This window comes from Hymenobacter miniatus, from assembly GCF_016427455.1.
Classification (GTDB): domain Bacteria; phylum Bacteroidota; class Bacteroidia; order Cytophagales; family Hymenobacteraceae; genus Hymenobacter; species Hymenobacter armeniacus.
Genome location: NZ_JAELXR010000011.1, coordinates 44056 through 69407, shown reverse-complemented (window position 1 = coordinate 69407; position 25352 = coordinate 44056). Strand labels below are relative to the sequence as shown.

The following is a 25352-nucleotide window of genomic DNA, read 5'->3' as shown; positions in this document are numbered from 1 at the left end:
AACGTCATGCTGAGCGCAGGCGAAGCATCTCTACCGCGCAACCCAATCCAATCGATAGGATTTACTGCTGCGGTAGAGATGCTTCGCCTGCGCTCAGCATGACCGTTCAGTACCCAGTCCAATCAGGCGAGCTGCTTTTCCTCCAAAAACTCGCGCACTGAAGCCGAGTCGTTCAGCACCTTCAGCACCACGAGGTGCAGCAGGGTGGTGAGGCTGTAGCCCAGCCACGGGCCTCCCCATTTCCAGGAAGTGAACAGAATGAGAGCGCCAAACAGAAACTGCAGCCCGTTTACGAACAAGGCCAGGCTGCGCGCGTGCTTCCACCGCCCGAACAACAGCAATAGTATTAGCCAATTCATGCTTTGACCGTGGCCTACGTGGCCGGTTTCGCTTACAAACCATAGCTTGAAATGCGCTGGCAGCCAATCGGCTAGCAGCATGCAAACCGAAACCAGAACCAGGAGCCAGAAACCTTTACCGGTGATGCGCATGGGCGGAGTAGATGGAGAAACTAAGTACGCAAAGAAACGCTAGCCGTTGAGTCAAAGCAACTTCGCACCGGTCTCCAGTGGCGCAAGTTGAGGTCATACTATAAAATGAGATATGAGATAAGCTAAAACCCCCGCGTCAGCCAATGCCGACGCGGGGGTTTCTGTTGTGGCTTAGGCTGCGGCCAAGCTACTACATATTCTTCACAATCTCCTGGGCGAATTCGCTCGTTTTGAGGAGGGTGGCGCCTTCCATCTGGCGTTCGAAGTCGTAGGTGACGCGCTTGCTGGCGATGGCGGCTTCGAGGCCTTTGTTGATGAGGGCAGCGGCTTCTTTCCAGCCCATGTAGTCGAGCATCATCACGCCGGAGAGGATAACCGAGCCGGGGTTCACCTTGTCCTGGTTGGCGTACTTGGGCGCCGTGCCGTGGGTGGCTTCGAAGATGGCGTGGCCGGTGAGGTAGTTGATGTTGGCGCCCGGCGCGATGCCGATGCCGCCCACGATGGCGGCCAGCGCGTCGGAGATGTAGTCGCCGTTCAGGTTCAGGGTGGCCACCACCGAGTACTCGGCGGGGCGCAGCAGAATCTGCTGCAGGAAAGCATCGGCGATGCTGTCCTTGATGATGAGCTTGCCTTGCTCCTGGGCTTGCTTTTGCAGCGCATCGGCCACCTGCACGCCCTGCTTGGCCACGATTTTATCGTACTGGGCCCAGGTGAACACCTTGGCGCCGAATTCCTTCTCGGCCAGTTCGTAGCCCCAGGTCTTGAAGGCGCCCTCGGTGAACTTCATGATGTTGCCCTTGTGCACCAGCGTCACGCTGGGCAGCTTGTTGTCGAGGGCGTACTTGATGGCGGCGCGCACGAGGCGCTCGGTGCCTTCCTTGCTCACCGGCTTGATGCCAAACGAGGACGTTTCGGGGAAGCGAATCTTCTTCACGCCCATCTCGTCCACCAGGAATTCCAGCATTTTCTGGGCCTGGGGCGTGCCGTTCATGTACTCGATGCCGGCGTAGATGTCTTCGGTGTTTTCGCGGAAGATGACCATGTCGGTCAGTTCCGGGTGGCGCACCGGCGAGGGCACGCCGTCGTAGTAGCGCACGGGGCGCACGCAGGCATACAGGTCGAGCTCCTGGCGCAGGGCCACATTCAGCGAGCGAATGCCGCCGCCCACGGGCGTGGTCAGCGGGCCTTTGATGCCCACGAGGTAGTCGCGGAAAGCGTCGAGGGTTTCGTTGGGCAGCCAGTTGTTGGTTTGCTTATATGCTTTCTCACCGGCCAGCACTTCTTTCCACACCAGCTGCTTTTTGCCGCCGTAGGCTTTTTCCACTGCGGCGTCGAACACCAGCTTGGAGGCGCGCCAGATGTCCGGACCCGTACCGTCGCCCTCGATGAAGGGAATGGTGGGTTTGTCCGGAACCGTCAGCTTGCCGTTTTTAATGGTGATTTTTTGCTCTGCCATGTGGGTAATTTGTTGTCAGTTGTTAGTTGTCCGTCGTCAGGGTTTTGGTGGTAGAAGTCGTCGATTGCCGGGCTGTGGGGGCCCCGTGGCCATCAGCCTGACAACTGACAACCAACAACTGACAACTGGGTGTTAGTAACCGAAAATCTCCTTCAGCGTGAGCTGCTGCACCTGGCCGTACTTGGCCAGCTCCTTGAAATTCAGCCGGTCTTTGGAGCCAATAACAAGAATGACTTGGTTTTGTCCTTTAATCTTGGCCTGCTGAAACTTCTGCAATTCGCCGAAAGTCATTTTCTGGGTGCTGGCGTACACGTCGCGGCGCAGGTCGTAGTCGAGGCCGAGGCGCTTGGCGCGCTCGTAGCTCATCAGGATATTGCCCTTGGTGATGCGCTCGGTGCTGATGCTGTTGCGGATGGCATTTTTGGCGATTTCGAGGTTGGCTTCGGCCACGGGCATGTCGGTGAGCAGGGCTTCCATGCCGGCCATGGCCTCGGGCAGCTTGTCGCTCTGGGTGCCGATGTAGCTCAGGTTGTAGTTGGAGCGGCCCAGCTTGTCGGCGTTCGAGTAGCCGGAGTAGGCCGAATAGGCCAGCGCCTTGCTCTCGCGCAAATCCTGAAACACAATGCTGCCCATGCCGCCGCCGAAATACTCGTTGTAGAGCGCCACTGTGGGAGCCAGGTCCTTGCTGTACAGGTCGCCTTTGGTCAGGAACAGGATTTCGGCCTGCACCATGTTGTAGTCCACCCAATAGACTTTTTTGTCTTTCAGCGGCTGCTCGGCGAAGTCTTTGGATGCCGGAGCGGGCGTGAGCTTGGCAGGGGTGCGGTGTTCAGTTTTGAGCACGTCACTGATTGACTTGCCGCCGCCCCACTTATCGTTGGCATTGCCCTGTTGCTTCAATGCCTCGTCACTATCCGTTGCTTTTGCGCCGCGCAGACTACGCGGCCCGTAGTACAGCACTCGGTGCTGGTACGAAGTCAACTTCTTCACCAAGCTCGTGAGTTGCTCCGGCTTCATCGCTTTCAACTCTTTCTCGCTCAGGATATTCGTGAAAGGGTTTTTCGGGCCGTACTTCACGTAGTTCACCATCGCCTGATTCAGAATCACGCGCTTTTCGAGCTTGGCATCCTGGCGCTGCTTGAGGATGCCGGCCACCATGTTTTTGAGGGCAGCGGCATCGGGCTTGGGCGCGTGCAGCAACTGCTCGAACAGCTTCAGGGCGGGCTCCAGGTTGGCGTCGAGGCCGTTGAGGGTCACGAAGGTGCGGTCGGCCCCGCTGTTCACGCTGAACGAGCAGCCCAGCTTGTAGAACTCCTGCTGCAGCTGCGCGGCCGAGTACTGGCCCGCGCCGAGGTATTGCAGGTAGTCGGCAGCCAGGCCCCAGCGCGGGTCCTGGTTGTTGCCCAGGTCGAACACATAGTACAGGTTGAACAGGCCGTTTTCGGCGTTGTGCGTGTAGTACAGCGGCAGGCCGGGCTTGATTTCGGTTTCCTGTATGTCCTTTTTGTAATCGACGAACACGGGCGTCAGCTCGGTGCTGGGCATGGCCGTGAGCTGCTTGTAGTAGGCCGAAGCCGCGTCGCGGTTGGCCGGCACGGGCGTGATGGCCGGCTTCACAACCTTCACCTTGTTGGGGTCGGTGCCGGTGCGCTTGAACACAGTCACGAAGTTCTGGCCGTAATGGTCGTTGGCAAACTTCACGATGTCGGCCTTGGTGAGCTTGCCGAAATCTTCCTGCTGCTGCAGGTAGTCTTTCCAGTCGATGCGCTCGATAAAGGCCTCATACATGGCGCTGGCGCGGGCCTCGTTGCTTTCGTAGCTCTTGGTGCGCTCCAGCTTTTCGTTGTTGATGATGGCCGGAATCAGCCAATCAGGAAAGTTGCCGGCTTTCACCTTGGCCAGCTCGCCCAGCAGCAGCGCCTTCACGTCCTCCAGCTTCTGCCCCTGGCGCGGCGTGCCGTAAATGACATGCGTGGAATAGTCGTCGTTCAGGTCGGTGAACGAGGCGGCTTGCAGCACTTTCTGCTGCTGGTTCAGGTCGAGGTCGATGAGGCCAGCCTGGCCGTTGGTCAAGATTTTATCCAGCATGCGCAACCGCACGCCGTCCTTCGTGGCTTTGCCCGGCAGGCGGAAGCCCAGCATCACGTTCTCCGACTGCGGGCCCAGCACTTCCTTGGTGATGGGCGCCGTGATGGGCGCTTCTACCGGCGCATTGAAGGCCGGCACCGGCTTGCTCGGCATGGCACCGAAATATTTATCAATCAGCCGAATGGTCTGGTCAAAATCCAGGTCACCGCTCAGGCACAGCGCCACGTTACTGGGCACGTAGTACTGGCCGAAATACTTCTTAATCTCCGTGATGGACGGGTTTTGCAGGTGCTCAATCGTGCCGATGGTCGTCTGCGTGCCGTAGGGGTGCGTGGGGTAGAGCGCGCCGTTCAGCGCCTCAAACTCCTTGTTGAAGTCGGAGTCCAGCCCGCGGTTTTTCTCCTCGTACACGGCCTCCAGCTCGGTGTGGAACAGGCGCGGCACCATCTCGCGCAGCCGCTCGGCCTGAATGGCCGCCCACTTCTCCAGCTGGTTACTGGGAATGTCCTCCTGATACACCGTTTCCTCGTTCGAGGTGTGGGCGTTCGAGCCTTTGGCGCCAATGGCACCCATCACCTTGTCGTACTCGTTGGGCACGGCGTACTTGGCGGCTACACCCGAGATGGAATCAATCTGGTGGTAGGTGCGCTTGCGGGCGGCGGGGTCGTTGCGCTGGCCGCGGTATACCTCGTACAGCGCCTCAATCTTGTCGAGCTCGACTTTTTCCTTGGCCCAGTCCTGCGTGCCCAGTTGCGAAGTGCCCTTGAACACCATGTGCTCGAGGTAGTGCGCGAGGCCAGTGGCAGTGGCCGGGTCGTTTTTGGAGCCGGCGCGCACGGCCAGGTAGGTCTGAATGCGCGGGGCATCTTTGTAGTCGGAAAGGTATACCGTCAGGCCGTTATCGAGGTGGTAGATGCGCACTCCCAGCGGGTCGCCGGGCACCGATTCGTAGCGGTATTCTTTGGGGGCGACCGGAGTGGAAGCAGGCGCAGCAGCAGCAACCGGCGCGGTCGTAACTGGCTTGCTTGATTGGCACTGCGTAGCAAGACCCAGCGCTGCCAGGGCAGGAATCAGCAGCAAAAAGTTGTTTTTCACGAAAGACGTAAGCGGGTACCTGGGGGATTCAAAAAACAAAGGTAGCTGGCTGATAGGGGAATACAAAACGAATTTTCGTCTTATCTTGGCAGATTATTCCGGCCAAAACCCCGGCGCAGTCTGCACAAGGCAATTCTCCCCAAACGTTTGCGGAAAAACAACGCCCAGAATGGCCTAGCCGGAAGCTACAAGGCCCTCCGGAAGGGCAGGTTCCGCCGTTCGGATTGCGTTAAAAGTCGGCTTCCAGGCCCAGACGTTGCTTGGCCTCGCGCAAGGCCGGAAACCGCTCGGCCAGGTACTCAAATTTGTCCGACGCCGTGTAGAGCTTGCGGGCCGTGGGCGCGGCCGTGTTTACCACGGGCAGCACGTTGAGGCGCGGGTTGCCGGTGCGGCGGCGCAACTCGGCCAGGAACTCTACCCGCATTTCGTTGAACTGGTCGACCTGAATGGGGTTGTCGACGGCCAGCTCGATGCTGTGCTCGGCGTCGGCCGCCACGGGCCGGTTCAGCACCCAGAACTCGCTCATGCGGTCCTGGGCCTTCCGCTCCTCAGCCAGTTCCTTCCACACGCGTTGGAGCACGGCGGGGTCGGTGGCGGCAACGGGCCCGCTGTGCTGGGGCTCAGCCAAGGCCGCCGCATCTTTGGCGGCCTGGCTGGCGGCGGCGGCGTTGCGGCTACTCAGGTCCTTCAGACTCGGAATTTTGCCGGCCAAGCTGGGTATTTTGGCGAAGGCGGCCTGGGGCGTGGGGCGCGGCGCGGGCTCCACCCCTTCAAAGCTGGGCACGCCGATTTCGACGTGCGGCAGCGTGTCGCGCATCTGGTGGCGCTCGGTGATGGCGGCCGCGGGCTCGTCCTCGATGCTGGGCGTGTCGTGCAGTTCCTCCACTCCGTTTTCGACGGGCAGCGGCTCGGGGCCGTCGGCGGGGGCCGGGCCGGTGGCTACGGGCGCCCCGGCGGGCATGGGCAGCGGCGCAGGCGCCGCCGGGCGCGGAGCCGCGGTATAGGGCGCGGGCGCCGACTCGGTGGCGAAGGCCGCCGGCGCGGCGTAAGAAGCCGTGGGCGCCGGGGCGGCCGAAACCGGCGAGGCTTGCGGCGCGGGCTGAGCGTAGCCGTGGGCGCCGTTGCTGGCTGGAGCCATCGGGGCAGCGTCTCCCCCACCGTTCAGGCCACTAGTTTTTTTTTTAGCCTCGCCGTTATCTGACGATGACCTTTGGTTAGCGGGGGACAGCTCGCGCACAAACTGCACGGCCCCGTTGAGGTAGGCCAGTTTCATGAGGGCCAGCTCGACGTGCAGGCGCTGGTTTTTGGCCTGCTTGAATTCCCGGTCGCACTGGCTGATGAGGTTGAGGGCCGAGAGCAGAAAGGCCAGCGGCGCGGCCTGGGCCTGCTGCACGTACTTCAGCCGGATGCCTTCGGACACTTCCAGCAGCTGCACGGTCACGGCGTCTTTGCACACCAGCAGGCCGCGCAGGTGCTCGGCGGTGCCCACCACAAAGTTGTGCAGGTCGAAGCCGTTCTGCATCACCTCATCGAGCAGCAGCAGGGCGGCCGACAGGTTTTCGGTGAGCAGGCTGTCGACGAGGCGGAAGTAGTAATCGTAGTCGAGGATGTGCAGGTTTTGCACCACCTCTTTGTAGGTGAGGTTGTTGCCGCCGAAGGTGACCATCTGGTCGAACATCGACAGGGCGTCGCGCAGGCCGCCGTCGGCCTTCTGGGCCAGCAGGTGCAGGGCGTCGTCTTCGGCCGATACGCCTTCCTGGGTGGCCACGTAGCGCAGGTGCCCGCGCATGTCCTCGACGCGAATGCGGCTGAAATCGAAAATCTGGCAGCGCGACAGAATGGTGGGAATAATCTTGTGGCGCTCGGTGGTGGCAAGGATGAAAATGGCGTAGCTCGGCGGCTCCTCCAGCGTCTTCAGAAAGGCGTTGAAGGCCGCGTTCGAGAGCATGTGCACCTCGTCGATGATGTAGATTTTGTACTTGCCGGCCTGCGGGGCGTAGCGCACCTGCTCCACTAGGGAGCGGATGTCCTCCACCGAGTTGTTGGACGCCGCATCGAGCTCGTGCACGTTGAACGAAGCATTTTCCTGGAAGGCCACGCACGAGGCGCAGGTGCCGCAGGCTTCGGTTTCGGCCGTGAGGTTGGTGCAGTTTATCGTCTTGGCCAGGATGCGGGCGCAGGTGGTTTTGCCCACGCCGCGGGGGCCACAAAACAGGAACGCCTGGGCCAGGTGCTGGCTCTGAATGGCGTTCTGCAGCGTGGTGGTGACGTGCTGCTGCCCCACCACGCTGCGAAACGTGGAAGGACGGTACTTGCGGGCCGAAACGACGAAATTATCCATAAGTTCTGTCTACAAAGTTACCCAGAAATGGGCGGCTTTGGAAGCGGTTTGGCCCCGTCTGTCATCCTGAGCGCAGCGAAGGACCTTATCACGCTGGCACAGTTTGCAGTAGAAATCAAACCCTGTTTTATAGAGAACAGACGGGTTACTGCGCATCGTTCAGCCGTGATAAGGTCCTTCGCTGCGCTCAGGATGACAGGCGTGTTAAGGAAACCTTCCCGCCTCCCCTGGCGTTTCTTCCATAACCGCGTACCTTCGCGGCCCGCTGCGGCGGAACTCGTTCTTTACCATTTGGGGATGACCGGAATTGACAGCTTGCGCAAATTGCGGGTAAGCGTGCCAGGAGTTGATGGAAGCTCTCCTGTCAAAAAATCTATCGAAAAACAACCGGCGACTATTCGTACGCCATGGCTGCCTAGTTTAGAATTAGGTAACGTCATCGTTCCGCCCGGGTAAGTTTCTACACCTGGGAGTTCGGAGCGTCGTAAGTAGAAAATAGCCTTCGCAGAGCTGTGATGCGGGGGCGAAACTTCACTGCAGCTAAGGGAAACTCAAGGGCCTGACTGACGCCTGAGGTTCTTCGAAAATTCAAGTCTGGATACGCACGTAGAAAGCACGCCAATTTCCTTGTCTGGACCAGGGTTCGAATCCCTGCATCTCCACTTTAAACCCCGTCTGCGAGTAGCAGGCGGGGTTTTTCGGTTTTTGGCACGGCCCCGCTTACGTTGCGGGCGAGGGCTTCAGCAGCCCATTTTGCGCGGCAAACTTGATGAGGGCGGCCGTATTTTTGGCGTGGGTTTTGGCGATGATGTTCTGGCGGTGGGTTTCGACGGTGCGCTTGCTGGCGAAGAGCTTGTCGGCAATTTCGCCGTTGGTGAGGCCGTCGGCAATGCACTGCAGCACTTCCAGCTCGCGGGCCGTGAGGGGCTCGGTGATGGCCCCTGCGGGTTTCCCGGGCTGGGTGCTCACCACCTTGTGGAGCATGGCCAAGCCAATTTCGGTGGAGAGAAAGCGGCGCCCGGCGGCCACGGCGTGCAGGGCCGCCACAATCTCGGAGGTATCGGCGTTTTTGAGCACGTAGCCATTGGCGCCGGCTTCAAAAGCCTGCACCACGTTGTGCTCATGGGCCAGCATGGACAGAACGAGGATGGCCAGGCCCGGAAACCGGGCGCGCAGGCGCTCGGCCGTGGCCACGCCGTCGAGCACGGGCATGTTCAGGTCGAGCAGCACCACGTCGGCGGGCATGGCGGGGAGTTGGTCGAGCAACTCCTGGCCGTGCGCGGCTTCGCCCACCACCCGCAGGCCCGGCTGGGCGGCCAGCACCGCGCGTAGGCCGCTGCGCACCAGGGCATGGTCGTCCACTACAATAATGCGAATCATAACCGGGTACGCCTACGGAACAAGCGGAGTAATTATCTACTGATAAGACCTTTATTTAGTCGAGCCACTCAGCGCGGTGCTGGGAATGCGAATGCTGACCTGCGTGCCGTGGCCCGGCGCTGAGACAATGGCCAAGCGGCCGTCGAGGAGGCGCACCCGGTCGCGCAGGGCTTTGAGGCCGCTGCTATTCGGGCGCGGCAGGTCGGGGTCGAAGCCGCGGCCGTTGTCGGCGGCCTGCAGCAGCAGAAAGCCGTCGCGCTCGGCCAGCTGCAGCGAGGCCTCGGTGGCGTTGGCATGCCGCACAATGTTGTTGGCCAGCTCCTGGGCCATGCGGAACAGGGCCAGGCCCAAGGCAGGCGGCACCTCGGGGAAGCTTCCGGCCACGCAGATGAAATGCGGCCCGCCCGGCGTGCTGAAGCGCTGGCAGATGTCGCGCACGCTGGCCACCAGGCCAAAGTCTTCGAGGATGGTGGGAATGAGCTGGTGCGATAGCGAGCGGGTTTGCTGAATGGCGGTTTTGAGCAGCTGCACCGTCTGGCGCTTGCCGTCGGCGAAGGCGGCGGGGCCGGCGGCTATCGACAGCTGGTCGAGCCGCAGCTGGGCGGCGTAGAGGAGCTGGCCCAGGCCGTTGTGCAGGCTTTCGGCAATGCGGCGGCGCTCGGTTTCCTGGGCTTCGAGCACGGCATTGGCCAGCTGCTGCTGCTGCACCAGCTGCAGTCGGAGCAGCTCGGCGGTGGCCTGCTGGCGGGCCGTGATGTCTTGCCAGGTCACCACCAAGCCGTCGCCGAGGGGCGCGGCCGCCACGTGAAACCACGCCTCGGTGCCGTTGTGCGGGTAGGGCACCTCAAAATCGACGGGCTGCTGCTGCTCGGCGGCCTGGCGCAGGCGCTCAAACACGCCGCTGGGGCCCATGCCGGGCTCTTCTTCCAGCAAGCGGCGGCCCACCACGTCGTGCCGCTGCAGCAGGCGCTGGGCGGCGTCGTTGGTGAGCACCCATTCAAAATCGACGAGCTGCCCTTTGGCATCGCGCACGCCCTTCATCACTTCAAAGCTGGCCAGGCTGGCGTTGAACACCGTGTGCAACAGCTCCTGGCCTTCGCGCAGGGACTGCTCCAGCTGCTTGCGGGCCGTGATGTCGAGCGACGCCGATATCAGGCCGTCGTCGAGGCGCGTGTACTGCACGTCGAACCAGCGCCCGCCCTGGCCAAAGTTGTGGTACACCTCCAGGCGCTGGGGCCGGCCCGTTTCAATGACCGCGCGCATGATTTCCCACACCGGCATTTCGCGCAGGCCGGGCAGCTGGGCGCTTACCAGCTCGTGGACGGGCACGGGCGTGGCAATGGCTTGGGTCAGGGACTGGTTGACGGCGGCCGAACGCAAATCGACCAGCTGGCCCGCGCCGTCGCGCACGGCGTGGAAGTAGCCCAGCTGCACGGGCACGGCCTCAAACAGGGCGTTCAGCTGGGCGTGCGCCTCCTGCAGGGCCAGGTCGGCTTTTTTGCGCCCGCCGATGTCCTCCACCGTTACCAGCAGCCCGTCGTGAAACGGCACCACCGTGTACCGGAACCAGGAGTCGACGCCGTCGCCGCGGTAGCAGTCCTCAAAATCGAGCGGCTGGCCCGTGCGCGCCACGCTGGCGTAGTGCTCAAACAGGCCCGACGCCACCGTGTGGGGCCAGTCGACGAGGCAGCGGGTACCGGCCACACGGCGGCCGGCCATGGCATCGGCGGCGGCGTTGGTGAGCACAAAATCGAAGTCGACGATGTCGCCGGCCTCGTTCCGCACGTTGCGCAACATTTGAATGGCCAGCGAGGAGCTGTCGAAAATGGCCGCCAGCAGGTCGCGGCTGGTGCGCAGCTCGGCTTCGACACGCTTGAGCTCGGTCACGTTGTGCGCCAGGGCCAGCACGCTTTGCACCTGGCCGTTGTGCACTTCGGGCACCAGCAGCGAGTGAAAAAAGACCGTGCCCTTTGGCATGGTATATTGGCCGTAATGCTCTTCGGGCTGGCCCGTGGCAAACACGCGCCGCAGCTTGGCCATGTAGGGTTCGCTTTGCTCAAGCGGCGCCCCCATCTCGGCCATCGTGCAGCCCAACAGCTCGGCCAGGGGGCGGCTGGCTTCGGCCGCCATGGCGGGGTTGCCGTAGAGCAGGCGCAGGTCGGGGCCCCAGCGCACCACGGCGTCGGGGGTGTGGTCGGCCAGGGCGCGGTACTGCTGGTGCTGCTGCACGCGCAGGCTCACGTCCTGCCAGTACACCAGCACCTCGTCGGGGCCCGACACGGTGGTCATTTCAATCCAGCGCCCGGCGTGGGGCAGGTAGTATTCCCCGCGCACGGGCTCGGCCCCGCTCAGCGCGGCGAGCAGGTCCTGGCGCAGGGCGTCGGGGAAGTCGGCGGGCAAGGCCTGTGCGAGGGGCTGGCCCTGCAAGGCTTCGGAGGCGCGGCCCAGGAGTTCTGCCGCCTGGGGGTTGGCAAGCCGGAGCAGGCCGTCGTGCCCCAGCACCAGCACGGCCCAGGGCATGGCGTGCACTATCCGCTGGCAGAGCGAATCGGCGGCGGATGGCACAGAAGCAGCGGAAGGAATGGCGTTCATTGCGGACGGGCCCACTACCGTTCTTACTCAACGACCCGGTGGTTGCCCGCAGCGCCTTTCGGCCCGGCCACCCAGCGGCCGGGGCGGCAGCAGGGACAGTGGTCAGCACGAAAGTAACGGATTTGCGGAAGCCGCCACAGGGCGCGCTCGCCCTGCCGAAGCATAAGCTTAACCGTAGCCAAAAGGGCAAGCCACGCGCTCAGGCAGCTGCTGTTCTTCGCTCAGAGCACCAACTGTTCCAGCAGCCGCGCCAGGGTCTGGCCGGCATCGGCGCACAGGCCGGGATGCACAGGCGACGTTTGCACGATGGTGCTGCGCATGGCCGTGAGCCAGCGAAACCGCTCGGCCAGGGGCAACTGGCCAATGGTACCACCAGTGGCCCGGCCCTGGCAAATGCGTTCGAAGGCGTGCAGACGCGCCGCTACCTCGTCCAGGTCGAGGCCGGGGGCGAAGGCGCGCAGGCGGGCTTCGGGCACGGCGCAGCGCACCTGCAGAAAGCCCTGGGCCCGGCACAGCAGCACCACGCCCACGTTCATGAACTCTTCGCGCTCCACGCGGGGCACCACGCGCAGCACGGCGTACTCATATAAGTGCATGGCGGGCGGCTTGGGCTTCCTGAACAAATGTTTCTGAGGCCGCCAGGCGGGCTTCGAGAAAGCGCACGTAGTCGGCGCGCTGCGTGGCGGCGGGGGCGTCGCCGTTGGTGAGCCACTCGTCGGGCACCAGCGCCACAACGGCGCGCAGCACCTCGGGCGTGAGGCGGGCGCGGCCTTCGGCGTCGGCCGCCGGCAGCTCGCTGGCCTGGGGCAGCAGCACATGGTCCTTCACCTGCGGAAAGGGGCGCGGGCGCGGCGCGGCCCACTCGGGGCCGGCGTGATGGGCGTAGAGGGCGGCCCCGTGGTCGATGAGCCACAGCTCCTTGTGCCACATCAGCATGTTGGTGTTGCGGGGCGTGCGGTCCACGTTCAGCGTCAGGCAGTCGAGCCACACAATCTGGGAGGCCAGGCGGGCGTCGACGGTGGTCACCAGCGCATCGAAGGTGATGGCGCCGGAGAGGTAGTGCAGGGCCAGGTTGCGGCCGGTGCTGGCGCGCAGCAGGTCCTGAATTTCCTCGTCGGGCTCGGTGCGGCCAAAGGCTTCGCTCAGCTCGCAGAACACGAGTTCGGGCACGCGCAGGCCCAGGGCCCGGGCCAGTTCGCCCACTATCAGTTCGGCGATGAGGGCCTTCACGCCCTGCCCCGCGCCCCGAAATTTCACCACGTACAGGAAGCCGTCGTCGGCTTCGACCAAGGCGGGCAGGGAGCCGCCCTCGCGGAGCGGGGTCACGTAGCGCGTCACGGCCACGGTGCGGAGTTCGGGGGCGAAGGGGGCCGACATACAGCGGGAAAAGAAAGGCCCGGCAAAGGTCGGACAATTCGAGAAGTTTTGGCTGGCCCCTGAATAACCGCGTCTCGCCCATTAGGCCTCAACCCAAAATATGACAAAAACCAGCGCCTGGATATTTGTTCCAAGAATCATAAAGGAATATATCATATTCATTTGCTTAGCGCATAAATTTTAATACATTTGAATTATCACCTTCAATAATTAACATATTAGCACACAGAAAAGAATTTGATATGAAAATCCCAATCAGTCGTTTTTAATAAAGTTATACTTCTTAAGCCTTCCTTCTTTTTAAATTCATATTTTTCACTCATTTCAATTTTTAGCCATATGAAACATTTTGACTTTGCCGGAAACAAGTTGAATTCCCTTTCGTGGGGTCCGGGCCGGTGGTCGCGGTGGACGGGCTGGCGCGTGCTGCTGCTGTGCCTGCTGTTTGGGATGGGCGCGGCCAGCCCGGCGCGGGCCACGCACTTCCGCTACGGCTCGCTCACGTGGCGCACCGTGGCCTCCGACCCGGCCAAGCTGACCGTAGAGTTTCGGGTGAGCCAGGCGTGGCGCCGCAGCTTCGGGGGCCTCAACGCCAGCGTGGGCGCGTCGGTGGTGACCGGCAACCTGGAGTTTGGCGACGGCACCAACGGCATCATCAACCTGGGCGTGACGTCGGTGGACGTGGTGGGCGACAGCTTCTACGGCGAGGCCATCATCACGCACACGTACGCCACGGCGGGCGATTTCCGGGCGTATTATACGGACTGCTGCCGCCTGAGCACCCTCTCCAACAACGCCAACGGGGTGATGTACGTGAGCACGCTGGTGAACGCGGGCTCCGGCAACAACTCGCCCGTGAGCACGCTGGTGCCGGTGGTGAACGTGGCCTCGAGCCCGACGGCGGCCACCTTCCTGCTGCCCGCCAGCGACCCCGACGGCGACGCGCTGACCTTCTCGATGGCCACCGCGGCCGACTTCAACAACAACCCTTTTGCCAATGCCCCGGGCATGAGCGTGAACGCCACGTCGGGCCTGGTTTCTTTCAGCACGGCGGGCCTCCAGGTGGGGCAGATGTTCAACGCCGTGGTCAAGGTGAGCGACGGGCGCACGAGCGTTCTGGTCGACTTTCTGGTGAAAGTGACGGGCACTTCCAACCCGCCGGTGTTCGACTACAGCCTCACGCCGCCCAATGCCTACGTGTACCGCGTGGCGCCGGGCCAGGCCGTGGCGTTTGGCGTGCGCGCCACCGACAGCGACCCCAACGACGTGGTGAACCTGCTGGCTTACGGCGTGCCGCCGGGCGCCACCGCCACGCCCGCGCTGCCGCTGGACGGCAACCCCGTGCAAACGACTTTTGCCTGGACGCCGACGGCCGCCAACCTGGGCACCACCGTCATCAGCTTTGTGGCCCAGGACCTGGCCGGCGGGCAGGCCACGACCTCGGTAACCATTGAAGTAACTTTGCGGCCCCGCTTCGACGTGCCGCCCACGCCCGCCCACAACAGCGTGGTGCAAGTGACGCCGGGCACGGCCCTGCGCTACACCATTCAGGCTTCCGACCCCGACGCCACCGACCGGGTGAGCCTGGCCAGCGTGACGGGCCTGCCGGCCGGGGCCGGCTTTGGCGCCGCCCTGCCCACGGCGGCCGCCAATCCCGTGAGCACGCAGCTGAGCTGGACGCCGGCCGTGGCCAACTGGGGCCCGCACGCCGCCACCTTTGTGGCCCGCGACTCGCACGGCGAGCAGGCCACGCACACGCTCAACTTCCTGATTAACTCGGCCCCGGCCTTCACCTCGCAGCCCGGCAACCTGGCGCTGACGGTGGGCCAGTCGTTTGTGTACACCATCACGACCACCGACCCCGACCTGCCCTACGGCGACCGCCTCGACGTGCTGGCCACTACCCTGCCCTCCTGGCTGCGCTTCGTGAACAACGGCAACGGGACGGCCACCCTTAGCGGCACGGCCACGCGCGCCGGCGCCTACCCCGTGACGCTGGACGCCGAAGACATTTACCACCACGGCAACAGCTACGGCCGCGTGATGCAGGCCTTCACCATCAACGTGGTGAGCTGCTCGGTGGCCGCCACCGCTACGGCCACCACCCCCACCTGCGCGGGCGCGGCCAACGGCAGCATCGCGCTGGCCGTGACCGGGGCCGCGGCCCCCGCCACCTACGCCTGGACGGGCCCCAACGGCTTCCGGGCCGCGACGCAGAACCTGAGCGGCCTGGCCGCCGGCACCTACGCCGTGACCGTGACCGGCGCCAACGGCTGCACCGCCACGGCCCAGGCCACCCTCGCGCAGCCCGCGCCCGCCGCGGCACCCGCCATCGCGGTGAGCATAGTGGGGGCCGTGCCGGTGAGAAGCCTGCCGAACACCATTTTCCTGGGCTACGGCCCCCAAACCGCCACCCTCACCGCCACGGGCGGCACCAGCTACCGCTGGAGCCCCGCCGCCGGCCTGAGCGACCCCACCAGCCCCAGCCCCGTGTTTGCGCCCAGCAGCGCGGGCCAGTACGTGTACACCGTGACGGCCACCAACGCCAGCGGCTGCACGGCCTCGGCTTCGGTGACGCTGAACGTGGTGGAGGCCCGCTGCGGCAACAACGCCAACAACCCCAAGGTGCTGGTGTGCCACAACGGCCACGAAATCTGCATCTCGCCCAACGCCGTGCCGGCCCACATCGGCCCCGGCTCGACGCACAACGACCTGCTGGGCAGCTGCAGTGGCAGCGGTAGCGGCTCCATCCCGGCGCCCGCGCTGCCCGACGTGGTGCTCACGGCCTTCCCCAACCCGGTGGCCAGCACCACCACGGTGAACTTCCAGGCGCCGGTGTCGGGCGTGGCTTCGGTGCGCGTCTTCAACCAGATGGGCGTGCAGGTGGCCACCCTGTTTGAGGGCCCGGCCGTGGGCGGCCGCGAGTACCAGCTGGAAGTAGACGCCAGCCGCTGGCCCGCCGGCCTCTACCTCTGCCAGTACGTGGGCGGCGGGCAAACCAGCACCCAGCGCCTGATGGTGAATAAGTAACCGTCCTTCGCCCGCAAGCAAAAGGCCCCCTGAAGCACTTCAGGGGGCCTTTTGCTTGCGTCGCAAAATGGGCTACCGGGCGCTCAGGGTGCGGCGCAGGGTGAGGTAGTCGAGATAGTAGAGCACCTTGACGGACACCGAGTTGTTGTGCGGTGTGTTGATGGTGTTGTTGAAGTTATCGAAATACAGCGGCGTGGCCTGCTCGGCCTGCAGGAAGGTGGAGCCGGCGTTTTTCCAGACGATGCTGACCTGCGAGCCCGGCGCAAACCACCACGAGTACACGGCGTCGACGTTGAAGGCGTTGTAGGTGTTGTCGCGGTTGCGGCGGTAGTCCACCGGCGTTTCGTCGCCGTGGTCGCCCAGGGCCGCGAAGTCGCGGTAGTGCACGTTGCTGGTGTAGTGCCGCACGCGCAGCGTAAACGACATGCGGTTGGTGAAGGTGTAGGCCGTCGATACCACGTTGGAAACGGTGGCCACGTCGCGCCGGCCCAGAATCACCTGGTTCAGGAAGGGCTGGTCGAGGATTTCGGCGCCGTCCATGCCGCCGTTCACGTAGCCGACTTGGTTGCGGTACAGGCTCCAGTCGATGCTGTAGCGGAAGGTGAGGTGGTCATTCACGCGGTAGCGCGGGTAGAGGCCGAAGCTGTAGCCCGTGCGGCGGGCCCGGGGCAGGCGCTCATCCAGGTTGTAGTGCTGCACTCCAAAATTCCAGCCGTAGGCGAATTTCTTGCGCGTGTCCGAGTTCTCGAATACTACAATACGGGCGTTGCCGGGCACGCGCACGTATTTGGAGCCCAGCGGGTTCACACGCGGCTCGTAGAAGTCGTGCGTCACGGGGTCGAGGTTGAAATCGAACCCGAACTGGTTGAAGCTCTTGGTGAAGGTGGTGTTGGCGCCGAGGTAGTAGCCGAACGCTTGGTACAAGGTGGGCTTGTAGAGGAACGACTGGTTGACTTCACTGAAAACCGAGAAGTTGTTTACCTTCCAAAACGGCTTGTAGATGCGGTAGGCCGCACCCAGGCCCTGGGAGATGTTGTTGTTGCCGAACAGAATGCCCAGGTCGTTGGGGTTGTAGGTGTTCGACTCGATGCCGTGGTTTAGGTACCAGGTGAAATTGCCCGAGATTTTGCTCACCCCCACCTGGTACTTGTAGCCGTCGCGGTCGGCCACTTCCTCGTTGCGGCCAAACACCTGGCCGCGGCGGTTGGAGTACACCACGCGGCCATCCACGGCGTAGGCATTGGCCTTGTTGGCGAAGCGGAACAGGCCGCCGGTCACGTTGGCGTCGTAGGTGGCGCCGGCGCGCGTCACGTTGGTGTTGATGAGGGAGACGTAGGAGTTGTTCTTCAGGCTCTGGTCCAGCACCACGATGTTGTAGTTGGCAAACGGCTGCGTGAGCACCTGGCGCTCCTCGCCCGTCTCGCGGTTGCGCAGGGTGGCGTACACGTCGTTGCTCAGGGCGTTGAACACGCCAATGCCCAGCCCTTTGCCGGTGCGCCCCGACACCTTGGTGGCGTTGAGCAGCGGGGTTTCCGAGGGGTTGCGCACGATGCGCTCGGTGGCGTCGGCTTTCACGTCGTAGAAGCCCACGGGCGTGGCCCCTACCCTTCGGGAATAAAACAGGTTGCCTTTGTTGAACAGCTCGGTGCCTTCGGTGAAAAACGGCCGGTTCTCGTTGAATTGCACCTCAAAGGGCGAGAGATTGAGCACCTGGTTGTCGCTCTGCACCTGCCCGAAGTCGGGCACCAGCGTGGCATCGAGCGTGAAGCTCTCGTTGATGCCCCATTTGATGTCGGCGCCGCCGTTGAAGCTGGTGGTGGTGCGCTTAGTGCCTTCGGCGTTCAGCGGATTGTGGTTCACGTACGCACTCACGTAGGGCGTGAGCGAGAGGCGCAGCGGCGGCTTGAGGTCGCGCAGACCAGTGAGCAGCCCCCATTGGTTCACAAAGCCGTCGACCTGCGGCTTCACCTCCGTCCAGAAAAACTTCTGGCGCGTGACGCGCCGCTGCCGCCCGAAATTCAGGCCCCACACCTGCTCCGGGGCACTGCTGAAGCGAATGGCCGAATAGGGAATGCGCAGCTCGGCCACCCAGTCGTTGCCGCGCAGGGCGGTGCGCGAGTCCCACACGGCGTTCCAGTTGCCGTCTTCGCCGTTGGTGGGCGACATACGGGCGTCGAGTTGCACGCCGCCGGAGGAGACGATGAATTCGTAGCCGTTGAGGTGGTCGTTATACGTGTCGAAAAACACCCCGAACCAGTCCGAATTGCCGAGGTTGTCGCGGGCACTGAGCTCGCGCAGCACCGAATCGGGCGAGACGTCGTGCATCACGGCGCCCACGTAAATGGCCGCGTCGTCGTAGAGCACGCGCACTTCGGTGGGGTACTTTTCCCGCCCGCCCGGCTTGGGCTCGTATTCGTAGAATTGGGTGGCAATGGGCGCGGTCTGCCACACGGCCTCGTCGAGCAGGCCATCGAGCTTGGGCACCTCCGTGATGCGCACGGCCTGCAGCTGGCGCTTGGGTGCCGCCGTGGCGGCGGAAGCCGGTGCGGCGGCCGGTGCGGCGGCCGGGCCTTGGGCCCAGGCCGCCGGCCAGGAAAGAGCCAGCAAAGCCAGCAGAAAGAACGAGCGCAGCGAAAAGGTGGGGTACATAGGACGGAAGGAGAGGCAAGCAAAAGGAGTATTCGGCGACCGTGGAGTTGCTTGTGCAGCGAAAAAACAACGGCGCGGGACGGGCTTTGCGAGCTGTTTTCACTCACCAAAAACCACTTCGAAGCCACTGCCACCGGCGCGCCAGCTTGCAGACCAGCGCCCCTGTGTTGTCCCGCGCCTGTTGTTTTATACCATCAGAGCAATTGCCTAATTATCAAACATATTTCTCCACACAAGAAAACCAAACAGGTCTTCTTGTGCGCGGAAACTCCCTTGGTGTGGAATGGTTACTTCCGCTTGCGGAAATACACGTCGTTGCTGATGGATTCGAGCTTGACGAGCGGGCCGCTGCCCTTCAGCGTGCCGCGCACCTGGTAGCCCACGATGGCGTTTTTGCGGGGCTCCGAGGAAAAGGCGATGTCCTGGTCGGTGTATACCTCGCCGGTGATGGTTTTCAGGGCCAGTTCGGCGCCCTGGGTGGCGGGCCAGGCCACGTCCACGAAGCCGCTCAGCGACTTGGCCTCGATGGGCCCGGTGAGGCCCGCGATGTCGATGTTGCCGCTGAGGGTGCTCACGCGCAGGCTCACGCCGGCCGGCACCGTGATGTCGTATTCAATCACGGCGCATACCTGGCGGTAGCTCTCGCCGTCGCGGGCCTTGCCATCGCTGCGGTAGGTGTAGGTGTCGCCGTAGTACGAGCCGCCGGTGGGGCAGTCGCCGGGCTGGGCCTTGCGCAGCATTTCCTTGTCAAACTCCGACGTCACTTTCACTTCGTCGCCGCTTTGCTCGGTGCCGAGCAGCAGGGCGTCGTTGAGGCGGTTCTGGTTGATGCTTACCGAAGCTTTCAGCGTCATTTTGCCGCTGGCGCCCGCCCGAATGCGGATGCTGCTGCCCTGCTTCAGGTTGAGGTACAGGCGCTGGCCTTTGGCCAGGTCCACGCTTTTTTCGATGATTTTCTGGGCGGACGCGGTGTGGGCGCCGGCCACGGCCAGCAGCGTGAGGAGAAGGAACAGGAAGCGGCGCATGGTGATGGTTTTTTGCAGAAGTGGAAGGTGGAGAGTTGAAGTACAGCTGTCGCCGTGTATGCGTCATGCAGCGCGCAGCGAAGCATGACCGGGTTTCAGGGTTCGGCTCGAGCCGGACGCTACTTGGCTTTGCGGACGAAAATGTCGCCGCTCACCGTCTTGAGCGACACCGAGTTGCCGCCGCCGTTGATGGTGCCGTCCACCACTTGGCCGCCGATGTGCTGCATGTTGTCGCCCTTGCTGCCCATGCTCAGGTCGAAATCGGTGTACACTTCGCCCGACACCGAGCGCAGGTGCAGCGTGGATTTGGTGTTGGCGGGCATGCTCACGTCCACGTCGCCGCTCACCGTCGAGATGGAGCTGGGGCCCTGGCGCATGGGCGCAAACCGCACCTGGATGTCGCCGCTCACGGTGTTGGCCACCACGGGACCGGTCACGTTGGAGAGCTTGATGTCGCCGTTTTTCACGTTCAGCTCCAGGTCGCCGGCCATGTCGCGCACCGTCACGTCGCCGCCGTTCCAGTTGGTTTGGGTGTACTGCACGCTCACGCCCTTGGGCACCTGAATCACGTAGTTGGCATCCTTGCGCGACGCCCGCACAACGCGCACCGCGTTGTCGGTCTGCGTCACCGAAAGGCCGATTTTGGTGTTGTCGACGGCCGAGTTGTAGATGGGGCGCAGGCCTTCGGCGCGCTTGGGAGCTTCTTCGTAGCCGTTGCCTTTTATCACCAGCTCGTCGCCGCTGATGCCTTCCACGGTGATGTCGCTGCCCTGCATTTCGAGCACGACTTTGCGGTCTTTGCCGCCGATTTTGGTTTTGTATTCCTGGGCGTTGGCCGCCTGGGCCGTCAGGGCGCCCGTCAGAGCGAGGAGGATGAACTTGTTCATATAGAGGAAAAAATTAAGCAAGTGAGGTCTTGGCGCGGCGCCGGCGAGCGGTGCCGCGTGCAGAAAAAAGGGGCGGAGAAAGAGAGAAAAACGAGGGAGTCTATATCAATTTGCCAATGCCGGCCTCGGCCTGGGCCCGCACCACGGGCAAGGCATCGGGGCGCTTGGAAAGCTTTTCGAGCTGGGGCACGGCGCGGCGCACGTGCATGGCCACCACCATGTCAATCAGCGTAATCTGCACGTTGGGGTCGGTTTGAATGGCCAACGAATGCACCAAGCCTTCGCGCACCTGCGGGTCTTCGCGCAGGCGGTACAGGGCCTCGCAAGCGGCCAGGCGCACGTTGGGGTTGGCGTCGAAGTTGAGGGTGTTGAGCAGCACCTGCACCGTGGGGTCGCCGGGCTCGGTTTGCTTGCTGGTGTTGGTCACCAGCTGAATCCGGTCGCTGGCCGAGGCTTGGCGCATGGACTGGGCCAGTTCCACCGGGGCCGGCTTGTTGCTGTTGGCCGCCACGCCGTTGTCGGTGCCGCGGCCGTTCCAGCTCAGGTTGCGGCCCAGCAGCACGCCGGCGGCGATGAGGACGATGCTGGCGGCCACGCGCATCCAGTTGTTGGCCAGCGCGGTGGGCCACATCGACACCACCTTGGCAGCGGGCTGCGCGGGGGCTGCTACCGGGGCTTCGGGTTTCAGCAGCTGCTTTTGCTGCTCCAGCATGGCCATAAAATTGGCGCGCAGGGCGGTGCGGGGCACTTCGGGCAGGGCCGCGTCGAGGTCGTCGGTGAGGGCGCGGAGCTGGGTTACTTGCAGCTGGCAGGCGGGGCAGGCGGCCAGGTGCGCGGCCACGCGGTCGGCCTCGGCGGCGGGCAGGCTACGCTCGACGTAGGCCGGCAGCAGCGCTTCGAGCTCGTGGCAGGCAGATAATTCGGGCGTTTTCATGGTTAACTGGCGAAATAGATTTTGCGCAACGCCTGCAGGGCGCGGTGGGCTTTCACCCGGGCCGCTTCGGCGGTGCAGCCCAGCAGCTGGCCTATTTCCTCGTAGCCGAACCCCTGGAAGCGGTTCAGCACCAGGATTTCGCGCTGCGGGGTGGGCAGCAGGTTCAGGGCTTCGTGCAGGTCGTCGTGGTGGTTGGCCACGCGCATTTGCGAGAAGGCCGCGCCGCGCAGGGCGCCGGTGCGCTCCACGTCTTCCACGTCGGCGTCGGCGGCCTGCAGCTTTTGCTGGCGCTGCCAGTGGTCGGCGTGCACGTTGCGGGCCATCTGGTACACCCAGGCCTTGAAGGGCTGGCTGGGCTGGTAGCTGCTGCGGTATTTAAGAATGCGCTCGAACACGGTTTGGGTAAGGTCTTCGCTGGTTTCGCGGTCGTTGGTGAGGCGGGTGAGGTAGTTGAACAGGGGCGCGTGGTAGCGCTCGAACAAGGGCACGAGTTGGTCCAGGTCGTCGGCGCGCACGGCCGCCATCAGTTCTTCGTCGCTCGTGCTCGTGGAGGTCACGGGTGGGGTGTTGGAGGTGAGGTGAAAGGAGTACCGGGACTTGGCCCATTCGTTACAAGGTGCCCAAAAAAATTTAGGCACAAGCCTTCCGCACGGCCGCCGCAATTCGGTAACTCGCTTGTAATGTTGAGGTAATGAGGCGCCGATAGTTTTGGCTGACTATTCACTCAGCCTGCTTTCATGCTTTCACATTCCTACGCCTCACGTTTTCTGGCAGCCTCCGCTCTTGCCCTTGCGCTGGCTCTTACCGCCCAGGCGCAAACCGTGCCCGACCTGGGCTTTACCGGTGCCGCCACGCCGCTCATCGTGGCCGAAAGCGCGGGCACGGTATCCATTCCGCTTAGCCTGCGCAACCCGAACGCCACGGCCAGCACGGTGCAGGCGGTGCTGGCGCCGCTGGGCACGGCCACGGCGGGGGCCGACTTCACGTTTGCCGGCCCCCAAACCGTCACGTTTGCGCCGGGCAGCACCACGGCCACGCTCACGCTGCCCCTGCTCGACGACGCCACGGCCGAAGCCACCGAATACTTCACGGTGCGCCTCCAAAACCCCGGCAACGCCACGCTCACGGCCGGCGCCACGGAGTTTCTGGTCTACCTCAAAGACAACGACACCCAAGCGCCTGCCCGCACCAACACGCTGCGCCTCAACCTGCTGGGCAGCTACCAAAACGGCACGGCCTTCAGCGGCAGCACCCAAATCAACTCGGCCGAAATTGTGGCCCACGACCCCAGCACCCAGCGCCTGTACGTGGCCAACTCGGTGGGCGGCAAGCTCGACATCCTGAACTTCGCCACGCCGGGCATGCTCACGCCGGTGGCCTCCATCAACATCCTGCCGTATGGCAACATCAACTCGGTGGCCGTGCGCAATGGGCTGGTGGCCTGCGCCATCGAGAACACGGCGCCGCAGCAGAATGGCAGCATCGTGTTTTTTGACCAAAACGGCGCATTCATCAAGCACGTGACGGTGGGCGCCATGCCCGATATGATAACCTTCTCGCCCGATGGCCACTACGTCATCACGGCCAACGAAGGCGAGCCCAATGCCGCGTACACCCTCGACCCGCTGGGTTCGGTATCGGTGGTTGACATGACCGGCGGCATCGCGGCCGTCACGCAGGCCCGCGTCACCACCCTGGACTTTAGCGCCTACAACGCGCAGGCCGTCACGTTGCGGGCGGCCGGCATTCGCATCTACGGCGGGCCGGCGGGCACGCCCAGCAGCGTGGCGCAGGACTTCGAGCCCGAGTACGTGGCCGTGTCGGCCAACTCGCAAACGGCCTACATCGGCTTGCAGGAAAACAACGCCATTGCCACGCTCGACCTGGCCACGCTGCAGTTCACCAGCTTGCGCTCGGTGGGCTACCAGGACTACACCCAGCCCGGTTTCAGCTTCGATGCCTCGGACCAGGCCGCGGACATTTTGATGGCCAACTGGCCGGTGCGCGGCATGCGCCAGCCCGACGCCCTGGCCTCGTTTGAGTTGCCGGCCAGTCTGGGCGGCGGCCGCTACCTCATCACGGCCAACGAGGGCGACTCGCGCGAATACACCGGCCTGAACGAAATCAACCGCCTCGGCGATGCCGCCTACGTGCTCGACCCCACCGCCTTCCCGCAGGCCGCAATGCTGAAAAACAGCAGCGCCCTGGGCCGCCTCAACGTGACCAACAAGCAGGGCGACACCGACGGCGACGGGGATTTCGACCAGATTTATGCCTTGGGCGGCCGCTCGTTCAGCATTCTGAATGCCAGCACCGGCGCGCTGGTGCACGACAGCGGCGACCTGCTGGAGCGCGTGACCAGCACCGATGCCGCCTTCGGCAGCCTCTTCAACGCCAGCAACACCACCGGCACGCCCACCCGGAAAAACCGCTCCGACGACAAAGGCCCCGAGCCCGAAGGCGTGACCATTGGCATGATTCGCGACACCACCTACGCCTTTGTGAGCCTGGAGCGCGTGGGCGGCGTGGTGGTGCTGAACGTGAACGACCCCGCCAACCCGCGCGTGGTGCAGTACCTCAACAACCGCAGCCTGACCGCCGGCACCGGCGACCTGGGCCCCGAGGGCATTGTCTTCGTTTCGGCCGCCAACAGCCCCACCAGCGCCCCGCTCCTGCTGCTGGCCAACGAAATCAGCAGCACCGTGGCCGTGTACCAGGTTGGCCTGCGCGGCGTGGTGACGAGCGCCAAAAACGGCGCCCCGGCCCCCGAAGCGTTGCACTGCTTTCCCAACCCCGCCGCGCCCGGCGCCGCCGAGCGCCTCAGCCGCCCCGTGGCCGGCGCCCTGCTCGATGGCCTGGGCCGCGCCGTGCGCCAGCTGCCCACCGCCACCGACCACCTGGACGTGCGCGGCTTGGCCGCCGGCCTCTACGTGCTGCGCGCCACCGACGGCGCCACTACCCGCGTGGTGGTGCGGTAAACGATGAGTTATGCCGCAGAAAGCCCAATACCAGAACGTCATGCAGAGCGGCAGCGAAGCATCTCGCGTGCAACAGTACATCCAATCAATAGGATTACTGCCCCACGCGAGATGCTTCGCTGCCGCTCTGCATGACGTTCTTATTACCTGCGACCGCCGCTACAAGCGTGTTACTTCACTTTCCGCAGGTAGATGTTGCCGTTGAAGGTTTTCATCATCACTTCGGCGCCGCCGCCGTTGATTTTGCCGTAGGTCCAGTCGTCGGTGCTGAGGCGGGTGAGGCCGCCTTGCGAAGTGCGCGTCACTTTGGGGGTCGACTTGTCGACGGCCACGTCGAAGTCGCTGTACACTTCGCCGCGCTCCGATTTCATTTTCAGCGCGGCCTTGGCGTTGGCGGGGAAGGTCACGTCCACCTTGCCGTTGAGGGTGGAAAAGGCCATGGGCGTGCCGTTGTTCACGCTTTTGAAGGTGGCCGTGAGGTTGCCGTTCACCGTGTTGGCCACGGCCGAACCCGACACGTTGGTGAGCTGAATGGCGCCGTTCACATTAGAGACTTCCAGCTGGCCGTTCACGTTCTCGACCAGGATGTCGCCGTTATTCACGGTGCTGAGCTGCAGCGAGAAATTCTGCGGCACCTTGATGGTGAGGTCGACGGGGTGGGCGTGCGACTGCGTAGAAATCTCCACGCGGTTATTTTTTTCTTCGGCGGTCAGGTTCAGGCTGCTTGCCGACGAGAGGCGATTCATGCCGCCGGGCGGCGTGGGCGGCTCGGGGGTGCGACGGCTTTTGGCCGGGCGGGCGCTGGCGTCAATCACCACGTCTTTGCCGCCGTAGCCGGTCACGTGGATGAAGCCGTTCACGAGGCCCACTTCCAGCGTACCGGGCTTGCCGGGCGAGGTAAGGGCCACGGTCAGGGTTTCCTTGGTGTCGTCCTGCGCTTGGCTGGCCAGGGCGCTGCCGACGAGCAGGAAGGCCAGCGCAAGCCGACGCGCAATTTGCACGGGGGATAGTTGGAGGGAAATAGTCATT

16 protein-coding genes and 1 other RNA gene are annotated in these 25352 nt (G+C 63.7%); 3 read left to right on the top strand and 14 right to left on the bottom strand.

What is annotated here, in order from left to right; all coding sequences use genetic code 11:
• Positions 1-122: 122 nt before the first annotated feature.
• From JAO73_RS17000 to JAO73_RS16985, 4 genes are all read right to left on the bottom strand, one after another.
• Entirely contained in the window at positions 123-359 is a 237-nt protein-coding gene (locus JAO73_RS17000) for a hypothetical protein (protein ID WP_198978341.1), read from the bottom strand.
• 322 nt (positions 360-681) lie between these two features.
• Positions 682-1947 carry an NADP-dependent isocitrate dehydrogenase gene (gene icd / locus JAO73_RS16995; RefSeq protein WP_198978340.1) on the bottom strand — a complete coding sequence of 422 codons (1266 nt, stop codon included), beginning with the start codon at positions 1945-1947 and terminating at the stop codon, positions 682-684.
• Between the two features lie 132 nt (positions 1948-2079).
• Positions 2080-5130: a M16 family metallopeptidase gene (locus tag JAO73_RS16990; RefSeq protein ID WP_317191240.1), complete on the bottom strand. Its 3051-nt coding sequence runs from the start codon at positions 5128-5130 to the stop codon at positions 2080-2082.
• 229 nt (positions 5131-5359) lie between these two features.
• Positions 5360-7471 (bottom strand): DNA polymerase III subunit gamma/tau, encoded by a 2112-nt coding sequence (locus JAO73_RS16985; RefSeq protein ID WP_198978339.1) that lies wholly within the window; start codon positions 7469-7471, stop codon positions 5360-5362.
• Between the two features lie 293 nt (positions 7472-7764).
• Here JAO73_RS16985 and ssrA point away from each other — a divergent pair.
• Positions 7765-8136, top strand: a transfer-messenger RNA (tmRNA) gene (gene ssrA, locus JAO73_RS16980).
• Positions 8137-8191: 55 nt separating this feature from the next.
• Here the strand turns inward: ssrA and JAO73_RS16975 are convergent.
• The 4 genes from JAO73_RS16975 to JAO73_RS16960 all read right to left on the bottom strand — a co-directional run bounded on the left by JAO73_RS16975 (position 8192) and on the right by JAO73_RS16960 (position 12820).
• A complete protein-coding gene (locus JAO73_RS16975; RefSeq protein ID WP_198978338.1) occupies positions 8192-8851 on the bottom strand; it encodes a response regulator in 660 nt (219 codons plus the stop codon).
• A 51-nt stretch (positions 8852-8902) separates the two neighbouring features.
• The gene (locus JAO73_RS16970; RefSeq protein WP_198978337.1) at positions 8903-11416 is read right to left on the bottom strand and encodes a sensor histidine kinase; all 2514 of its coding nucleotides are present in this window, start codon (positions 11414-11416) and stop codon (positions 8903-8905) included.
• A 248-nt stretch (positions 11417-11664) separates the two neighbouring features.
• Complete coding sequence (locus tag JAO73_RS16965; protein ID WP_190922821.1) at positions 11665-12039, bottom strand: DUF3037 domain-containing protein; 375 nt, start codon at positions 12037-12039, stop codon at positions 11665-11667.
• On the bottom strand, positions 12026-12820 hold the full coding sequence (locus JAO73_RS16960; protein ID WP_190922820.1) for a HipA family kinase: 795 nt from the start codon (positions 12818-12820) through the stop codon (positions 12026-12028). Before JAO73_RS16960 ends, JAO73_RS16965 begins: the two co-directional genes overlap by 14 nt.
• Before the next feature lie 339 nt (positions 12821-13159).
• Between JAO73_RS16960 and JAO73_RS16955 the strand changes: the two genes are divergently transcribed.
• Positions 13160-15850: a putative Ig domain-containing protein gene (locus tag JAO73_RS16955; RefSeq protein WP_198978336.1), complete on the top strand. Its 2691-nt coding sequence runs from the start codon at positions 13160-13162 to the stop codon at positions 15848-15850.
• A 72-nt stretch (positions 15851-15922) separates the two neighbouring features.
• Here JAO73_RS16955 and JAO73_RS16950 read toward each other — a convergent pair whose 3' ends face one another.
• From JAO73_RS16950 to JAO73_RS16930, 5 genes are all read right to left on the bottom strand, one after another.
• Positions 15923-18499: a DUF5916 domain-containing protein gene (locus JAO73_RS16950; protein ID WP_198978335.1), complete on the bottom strand. Its 2577-nt coding sequence runs from the start codon at positions 18497-18499 to the stop codon at positions 15923-15925.
• Positions 18500-18786: 287 nt separating this feature from the next.
• Positions 18787-19524: a DUF4097 family beta strand repeat-containing protein gene (locus JAO73_RS16945; RefSeq protein WP_198978334.1), complete on the bottom strand. Its 738-nt coding sequence runs from the start codon at positions 19522-19524 to the stop codon at positions 18787-18789.
• Positions 19525-19643: 119 nt separating this feature from the next.
• The gene (locus tag JAO73_RS16940; protein ID WP_198978333.1) at positions 19644-20411 is read right to left on the bottom strand and encodes a DUF4097 family beta strand repeat-containing protein; all 768 of its coding nucleotides are present in this window, start codon (positions 20409-20411) and stop codon (positions 19644-19646) included.
• Between the two features lie 100 nt (positions 20412-20511).
• Positions 20512-21345, bottom strand: a complete 834-nt coding sequence (locus JAO73_RS16935; protein WP_198978332.1) for a zf-HC2 domain-containing protein — start codon at positions 21343-21345, stop codon at positions 20512-20514.
• A gap of 2 nt (positions 21346-21347) precedes the next feature.
• Complete coding sequence (locus JAO73_RS16930; RefSeq protein ID WP_198978331.1) at positions 21348-21902, bottom strand: RNA polymerase sigma factor; 555 nt, start codon at positions 21900-21902, stop codon at positions 21348-21350.
• Between the two features lie 180 nt (positions 21903-22082).
• Between JAO73_RS16930 and JAO73_RS16925 the strand changes: the two genes are divergently transcribed.
• The gene (locus JAO73_RS16925) at positions 22083-24323 is read left to right on the top strand and encodes a choice-of-anchor I family protein (RefSeq protein ID WP_198978330.1); all 2241 of its coding nucleotides are present in this window, start codon (positions 22083-22085) and stop codon (positions 24321-24323) included.
• 170 nt (positions 24324-24493) lie between these two features.
• On the opposite strand, the gene JAO73_RS16920 is transcribed toward JAO73_RS16925, so the two are convergent.
• Positions 24494-25351: a DUF4097 family beta strand repeat-containing protein gene (locus tag JAO73_RS16920; RefSeq protein ID WP_198978329.1), complete on the bottom strand. Its 858-nt coding sequence runs from the start codon at positions 25349-25351 to the stop codon at positions 24494-24496.
• Position 25352: the final 1 nt, after the last annotated feature.